The sequence below is a fragment of the Tumebacillus flagellatus genome (genome assembly GCF_000714935.1).
Lineage (GTDB): Bacteria > Bacillota > Bacilli > Tumebacillales > Tumebacillaceae > Tumebacillus > Tumebacillus flagellatus.
The window spans coordinates 322,032-328,031 of the sequence record NZ_JMIR01000001.1 but is presented as its reverse complement, the minus strand read 5'-3'; the positions used below and the strand labels follow the sequence as shown (position 1 = coordinate 328,031).

9 protein-coding genes are annotated in these 6,000 nt (G+C 50.2%); 5 read left to right on the top strand and 4 right to left on the bottom strand.

Annotation, left to right across the window (positions count from 1 at the left end; translation table 11 throughout):
• Together tnpB and tnpA are read right to left on the bottom strand one after the other, a co-directional pair.
• On the bottom strand, nt 1–377 hold a 377-nt coding region (tnpB, locus tag EL26_RS26610; RefSeq protein WP_152559135.1), incomplete at its 3' end, for an IS66 family insertion sequence element accessory protein TnpB.
• On the bottom strand, nt 371–676 hold the full coding sequence (tnpA, locus tag EL26_RS01555; protein ID WP_038083628.1) for an IS66 family insertion sequence element accessory protein TnpA: 306 nt from the start codon (nt 674–676) through the stop codon (nt 371–373). The genes tnpA and tnpB, both read right to left, overlap by 7 nt.
• A gap of 211 nt (nt 677–887) precedes the next feature.
• Here tnpA and EL26_RS25240 point away from each other — a divergent pair, with 211 nt between their 5' ends.
• On the top strand, nt 888–1,202 hold the full coding sequence (locus EL26_RS25240) for a hypothetical protein (protein WP_161780637.1): 315 nt from the start codon (nt 888–890) through the stop codon (nt 1,200–1,202).
• Nucleotides 1,203–1,302: 100 nt separating this feature from the next.
• Nucleotides 1,303–1,425, top strand: coding sequence for a CDI toxin immunity protein (locus EL26_RS26605; protein ID WP_420802044.1), 123 nt, complete (start codon nt 1,303–1,305; stop codon nt 1,423–1,425).
• A gap of 222 nt (nt 1,426–1,647) precedes the next feature.
• On the opposite strand, the gene EL26_RS01550 is transcribed toward EL26_RS26605, so the two are convergent.
• The gene (locus tag EL26_RS01550; RefSeq protein ID WP_038083625.1) at nt 1,648–2,307 is read right to left on the bottom strand and encodes a hypothetical protein; all 660 of its coding nucleotides are present in this window, start codon (nt 2,305–2,307) and stop codon (nt 1,648–1,650) included.
• Nucleotides 2,308–2,343: 36 nt separating this feature from the next.
• A complete protein-coding gene (locus tag EL26_RS01545; protein WP_038083623.1) occupies nt 2,344–3,081 on the bottom strand; it encodes a hypothetical protein in 738 nt (245 codons plus the stop codon).
• Nucleotides 3,082–3,336: 255 nt separating this feature from the next.
• Here EL26_RS01545 and EL26_RS01540 point away from each other — a divergent pair, with 255 nt between their 5' ends.
• From EL26_RS01540 to EL26_RS01530, 3 genes are all read left to right on the top strand, one after another.
• A complete protein-coding gene (locus tag EL26_RS01540) occupies nt 3,337–3,711 on the top strand; it encodes a DUF4180 domain-containing protein (RefSeq protein WP_038083622.1) in 375 nt (124 codons plus the stop codon).
• Between the two features lie 220 nt (nt 3,712–3,931).
• Nucleotides 3,932–4,492, top strand: coding sequence for a TetR/AcrR family transcriptional regulator (locus EL26_RS01535; protein ID WP_038083621.1), 561 nt, complete (start codon nt 3,932–3,934; stop codon nt 4,490–4,492).
• A 4-nt stretch (nt 4,493–4,496) separates the two neighbouring features.
• The gene (locus tag EL26_RS01530) at nt 4,497–5,900 is read left to right on the top strand and encodes a DHA2 family efflux MFS transporter permease subunit (protein WP_038083620.1); all 1,404 of its coding nucleotides are present in this window, start codon (nt 4,497–4,499) and stop codon (nt 5,898–5,900) included.
• The last annotated feature ends 100 nt before the right edge of the window (nt 5,901–6,000 follow it).

Below are 6,000 nucleotides of genomic sequence, written 5' to 3'. Positions count from 1 at the left end.
TATACCGAACGGTACGTACGGTGGTGTGAGAGGACGGGGGTTAACCACCCCCTCCTACTCGATTGATGAAGAGAAAGCCCGTCAAGTAGCCAACGTAGCTCGCGCCACCCAATTTGCAAAGGAGACGAGGTCGTGCTGTTTGGCCATTGAAAAGTCCCACGCTCTAAGCGGCGATAGTAGAGCCAGAATCCGTTATGTTCCCAGTGGAGAATCTTGAGCTTGTCACGCTGACGATTGCAGAAGACAAAAAGGCTGGGAGAGAGTGGGTCAAGCTGAAACTCGACTTGGATCAGGGCGGCTAAGCCGTCAATCGACTTGCGGAGGTCTGTGCTGCCGCAAGCTAGGAAGACTCTTTCTACTTGAATATCACTTAGCATAGGGTCTGTAGGGTACGCACGACATCTGAAAATAGATCACGGTCAAAGCCAGGTTTGACCTCGATAACCGCTGGGCCAACGGTCACGAACAAAGAGGGATCGTTAAGCGAGGAAGGTTGTACTTGGAGAGTTACCCATTGAGAAGAGGGCGCAGTCATGTTCATGAGCTTGCGCTTCCAGTAATAGAACTGAGAGGTAGCTATTTGATTTTGTTCACACCATTGGGAACCGCTTAGACCGCTGGCTCGAAAATCCGCGATTCGGGCTTCCAAAGTCTTTTTGATCTCCGGCTGAGCCATGAAAAAACCCTCCTCGGATGTGTTCTGAGAAGGATTATCTCATGCTCTTGGCTATCCAAATAATAGGTGGGCGCAGTTTTACGCTTACTTTTGTTTAGACGAAGAGATCGAAACTGACTATAATTTTATCTTAATGAAAATGTGGAATTGCGATACTAAAACAGTTGACTAAAAAGGAACAGGTGATGACCTAACCTGGGTTGAGAGAGGCTTGTCACTTGCAGGAGTTGTTGGTGGAGGGTTCGTTAAGTTAGGTGGCAAGGCAATCAAAACAGATAAGGGACTCAAATACATCTATGAAATAGCTAGAGGGTTACACGCTGGCGTAGAGGTGGGGCGTGATGTGACTCTACCTCAAGTGGAGACATACGAACAAGCAAGAAACCTCGCGTTTGAGCTTGTCGGTTTAGGCCCCGATGCAAAGCCGGTAATAGGGACTTTAGACAAAAGTCAGGGGGATGGTAAAGTCATTGGTAGAAGGTCGGCAGATGGAAAGTGTTCTGGAGATTGGATTACGACCCCATAAAAGGAATGCATATTAATATCGAAGACTATCGTGAAGGGAATGGGGAAAAAGCCATCAAACTCTGCGTTCCATTCCAGTTCTGAAATCAGAGTTAGCTGACATGATCTTAAACAGGGATGATGTACTCTCTGTGTCATCGGATATATGGGTTTTGAGTGTGGAAGAAGATTATGTCATTGAATTCTATCACGAAGGCGAAGTAACAGTTGGTTTGCTTGGTTGAGTTTCTCCGAAAATCAACAACCTGCAAATACAAACAAGACCTGCGTCCGGCAAATACCAGATGCAGGTCTCTTCGGGCATCGTTTGACAGTTCAATTCGAACAAGCCATGGAGCGCGTAGGCTGCCTCATAAAACAGCGAAGCAAGCAGGTGAGCAAATCCGTGAGGGGAATCTCGACCAGGAAGTGCGGTTGAAACGCAAGGACGAAATCGGAGTTTTCTCCTAGTAGTAAGCATCCACCGTGTACTCAACAGGACGCGGAACTTTGACTTGCTCGTTATAAGTACCGTGATCGGTTGAGGTGTAGGTCTGCATGCCGCTGTGCAAGAGAGCGCCGTTCGAATCGTAGAAATCGATGTACTCGGTGGTGTAGTTGTACTCATGGATGGTGACGTTGTACAGGTCGAAGATCTCGCCCGCGTAATATTTGCGGGAATTGTAGGGGGAGCTCAACTCCGGGCCGGTGTAGACGGTTGTGGTGTTGTAGAGGGTCGTCGTGGTGCCGGTGGACGTGCCGAGCGTCGCGAGGCTGATCTTGCCGAACAGCTTCGTATTCAGACTGACGTTGAGGCTCGTCTCGATTTTGTGCTCGACCGTTTTGGAGGAGCTCAGGGTTTGGGTTTGACCCTTGGCAACCGAGATGAGGAAGTTTTGATTCATCACGGGGGTGTAATCCGCCTGCACGAGGGTTTTGCCGACCACGTCATAGTTCGTTCCCGAGCATCGGGTGACGTACGTGGACTCACCCTCCCATTGGGAATAGCATACTTCATCAGAAGCAGCAGAGGCGGATTTCGGCGTGGCAGCTCCGGTGCCGGCGAGTACGAGTGCCGCGGAAAAAGTCAGGAGAGTGAACCGGTTGACAAAATTTTGCGCGTTCATGTGAAAGTACCTCTCTTTCAATTTGAAATGATGATCTTAGTAAACGTTTTGATCGGTGGAGTAGGTCACGATGATCGGTTTGTACGCCTGAACGACATCTCGGGAAACTCCTACATCTTTGACGTACGAGTAGGTCGGGTATTGGGAACCGTCGTTGGCATAGACGTACACGATGTAGTGGTCGTTTTGTTGCACCGTCAATTCGTACAAGTCATTCGTGACCGCGCTCCAGTAGGTGCGGGTGTTGTACGGGGACGAAGCGTCCGGACCGGTGTACAGCGTCGTGGTGGAGTATGTTTCCGTTACCGTGCCGGTTTCCGTTCGCGTCAGAGTCAAGTTGATCACCTTCAGAACCGGAAGAGATACGGTGGTTTTGGTCGTGACCGTGCTGGATTTGGTTTGAGACGTGCTGAGGGTCTTGGTTTGACCTTTGGCGACGGAAATCAGCGGCGTCTGGTCTGTCAGCGGCAACGCGTCATATTGCAAGATGCGGCTGCTGACCACATCGTACGTTGTGTTGCTGTAGCAAGTTTGGGTGTGGTAACCGGGATCGGTCACCGGGTCCCACACGCAAGATACGCCGTCAAGCGAAGCTCTTTGCGTGGAGACCGAAGCGTTCGGCGTACCCGGTGCCTCGTAACGATCCACAAGGACAGGCTTGGCGGAGCTTCCATTGCCCTTCTGGTCATTTGCAGACGCTGCATGCGCAGTACCGGTGGACACGGTCGCAGTCAGCAGAAGAGCGAGCGAAGCGGCGAACCATTTTTTCTCCATAGTTGAAATCCTCACTTTTTCATTTAGTTTTCTTGTCATTATTGCTATTACTTATTTAAAATAATTTCCGATGGCTCTACTATATCGTCTGCGAATTGATAATTCAATAGATTTTTTCGTTAATTATGAAATATTTCTTTAAACATTGTTTTATACAAACGTGATTTGGGCTCTTCTCAGGTCGCTGATGAAGCCGCACACATCATAAATCTGTTATAATGATCTGAAATTCTTACGTCACAAGGGGGCAATCGAATGAACGTAACGATCGACCAAAAAGGGGATTCCAAAGTCGCGATTGTAAAAAGTTCCGAGATTCTGCTCGGCGATGTCCAAAGCGCGCTCGATCTGATGGCTGTGTTGAGATATGACCATGAATGCCACAAGATCATCGTCCATCAGTCGAATGTTGCGGAAGATTTTTTTGATCTAAAGACCCGGCTCGCCGGTGATATTTTGCAGAAATTCACCAATTACGGGGTACAAATCGCGCTCGTAGGAGACTTTGAAGCGTACAACAGCAAGAGTTTGCGAGATTTTATCTATGAGTGCAACCAAGGACGTCAGGTGTTTTTTCTGAAGGATGAGGAGGCCGCTCTGCAGGCCCTGCACAGGAGTGGAGGCCAGTGATGAATTTCGAGATGGCAAGCGAGAGGTTGACAAAAAGGAACTCGCCCCGGATGCGTTCGGCTTTTTATTCAATTGAGATCGACGGGAATCTTCACAGAGTCGTGTCACCTCCTATACCGATGATAGGAGGTTTTTTCTTTTGAAAATCTGCTTGCATCCTAAGAAATTTTTTTGGTATCATACAAACAGACCGGTCGGTATGTTGGAGGTGCACATAGAAATGGATACAAAAGCGCTGATGATTGAAAACGCAACGAAACTGTTTCAACAACATGGATACAAGGCGGTGGGGCTCAACGACATCTTGAAAGCCTGCAACATCACGAAGGGCGCGCTCTATCACCATTTTCCAAACGGGAAAGAAGAACTGCTCATCGCCTGTTTGCAATCGATGAACGAAGCGATCACGACGGATATCGTGGAGATCTTCCAGCAGAACCCGTCCACGCTTACCGCCGTGCAGAGGATGATCGAGAAACTGATCGCTCAGTTTGAACGGGAAGGAACGGTGACGGGGTATACGTTCAGCAGCATCGTCAACGAGATGGGAGCTCTGAGCGAATCGGTTCGAGTTGCTTGTTCGTCCCTTTTTTCCAAGATGCAAGACATTTACCGCGGCAAGTTAGCGGCAGACGGTTTTACGGAAGAAAAAGCGAACGCAATCGCCCTGATGATGACAGCTTCGATCGAAGGCGGCATCATGCTGTGCACGACACAAAAATCAAGCGAGCCGCTTAAAGTCATCCTGCAGGTCTTGCCTGCTATACTGAAGGAGTTCTGAGTCCATGAACAACCAGAGTCAAACAAATCCGGGGATCAAACGCGGCCCGGCATTGACTGCGCTCTTAGTGGCAGGCTTTGTCGGGCTTTTTAGTGAAACGGCTCTGAATATCGCATTAGGCGATTTAAGCCGATTGTTCCATGTCGATGCAACGACGATTCAATGGTTGGCGACGGGGTACTTTCTTACCCTGGGTATTTTGGTGCCGGTGACGGGGATCTTGATGCAGAAGTTTACCACGCGACAAATGTTTTTCGCGTCTCTTTCGCTGTTCCTCATCGGGACCGTCATCGCGGCGCTGTCTCCGGTATTTGGTGTTTTGTTGGTGGCGCGCATCATTCAATCCATGGGGTTGGCGATTGCGTTGCCGCTGACCCAAAACGTGATTTTCACCGTCTTTCCGCCGCAACAGCGCGGGGGCGCAATGGGCTTGATGGGGTTGGTGATGCTGGCGGGTCCGGCTTTGGGGCCGACCTTGGCGGGGCTGATCTTGGACACGTTGTCGTGGCAGTGGATTTTTTGGCTGACGTTGCCGTTCTTGTTGTTTTCGCTTGTGTTTGGATCGATCTATCTGCCAAACGTCAACGAAGTTCGCAACGTGTCGATCGATGTTCTGTCGGTCGTGCTTTCCACGATCGGGTTTGGGGGCATCGTGTACGGGTTTAGCGTATCGGGGGAACTCGGCTGGACGAGCACTACGGTGCTCACTTCGCTTGTTCTGGGGGCTCTGGGATTGGTCGCATTTGGCATTCGGCAGACCAAGATGGAACAGCCTACGTTGAACTTACAAGCGTTTCGCTATCCGATGTTCGTAGTCGGGTTGATCATCACTTCGATCACGTTCTTCAATATGTTGTCTTTGCTGGTCATTTTGCCGATGTACATGCAGGTGTCGTTGCTGATCACCGCGTTTGCCACGGGGCTTGTGCTGTTGCCCGGCAGTTTGCTCAACTGTGTGCTGGCTCCGGTCATCGGACGTCTGTTTGACAAGTACGGCCCCAAAGCGGTGATTTTGCCGGGGACCGTTTGCATCGCGATCGCGTACGCGTGTTTTACTCAATTGGGAGTGAACACGTCCTTGTGGATGCTCGTCCCGGTGCATATCGTCATGATGTTGGGAATCGGGATGGTCATCGCGTCTGTCCAAACCAACACGTTAAACGCGCTGCCGAAACGGTACTACCCGGACGGCATCGCGTTGACGGGAACGTTCCAACAAGTCATGGGCGCCGTCGGGATCGCCGTGATGGTGTCCGTCGTATCGGCGAAACAAAACAGTTATTTGGCAACCGTCGCAAACGAACCGACGCAAGCGTTTGCAACCGGAACGACTACAGCGCTGACGGTGAGCTTCGCCTTGGCGTTGATCAATGTCGTGCTGTCCTTCTTTGTGAAAAAAACGAACTGACCGTATTCGCATCGAGAATACGACCGCGCCGAAGAACACGAAAAGACCTGAATCCGGCTCTCTCCCGGACTCAGGTCTTTCCTTTTATTAGTCAAACTGT

Coding starts and splice junctions, on each gene's coding strand:
- EL26_RS01540 (WP_038083622.1), top strand. CDS start 3,337: ATGAACGTAACGATCGACCAAAAAGGGGATTCCAAAGTCGCGATTGTA.
- EL26_RS01535 (WP_038083621.1), top strand. CDS start 3,932: ATGGATACAAAAGCGCTGATGATTGAAAACGCAACGAAACTGTTTCAA.
- EL26_RS01530 (WP_038083620.1), top strand. CDS start 4,497: ATGAACAACCAGAGTCAAACAAATCCGGGGATCAAACGCGGCCCGGCA.
- EL26_RS26605 (WP_420802044.1), top strand. CDS start 1,303: ATGATCTTAAACAGGGATGATGTACTCTCTGTGTCATCGGATATATGG.
- EL26_RS01550 (WP_038083625.1), bottom strand. CDS start 2,307: ATGAACGCGCAAAATTTTGTCAACCGGTTCACTCTCCTGACTTTTTCC.
- EL26_RS01545 (WP_038083623.1), bottom strand. CDS start 3,081: ATGGAGAAAAAATGGTTCGCCGCTTCGCTCGCTCTTCTGCTGACTGCG.
- tnpA (WP_038083628.1), bottom strand. CDS start 676: ATGGCTCAGCCGGAGATCAAAAAGACTTTGGAAGCCCGAATCGCGGAT.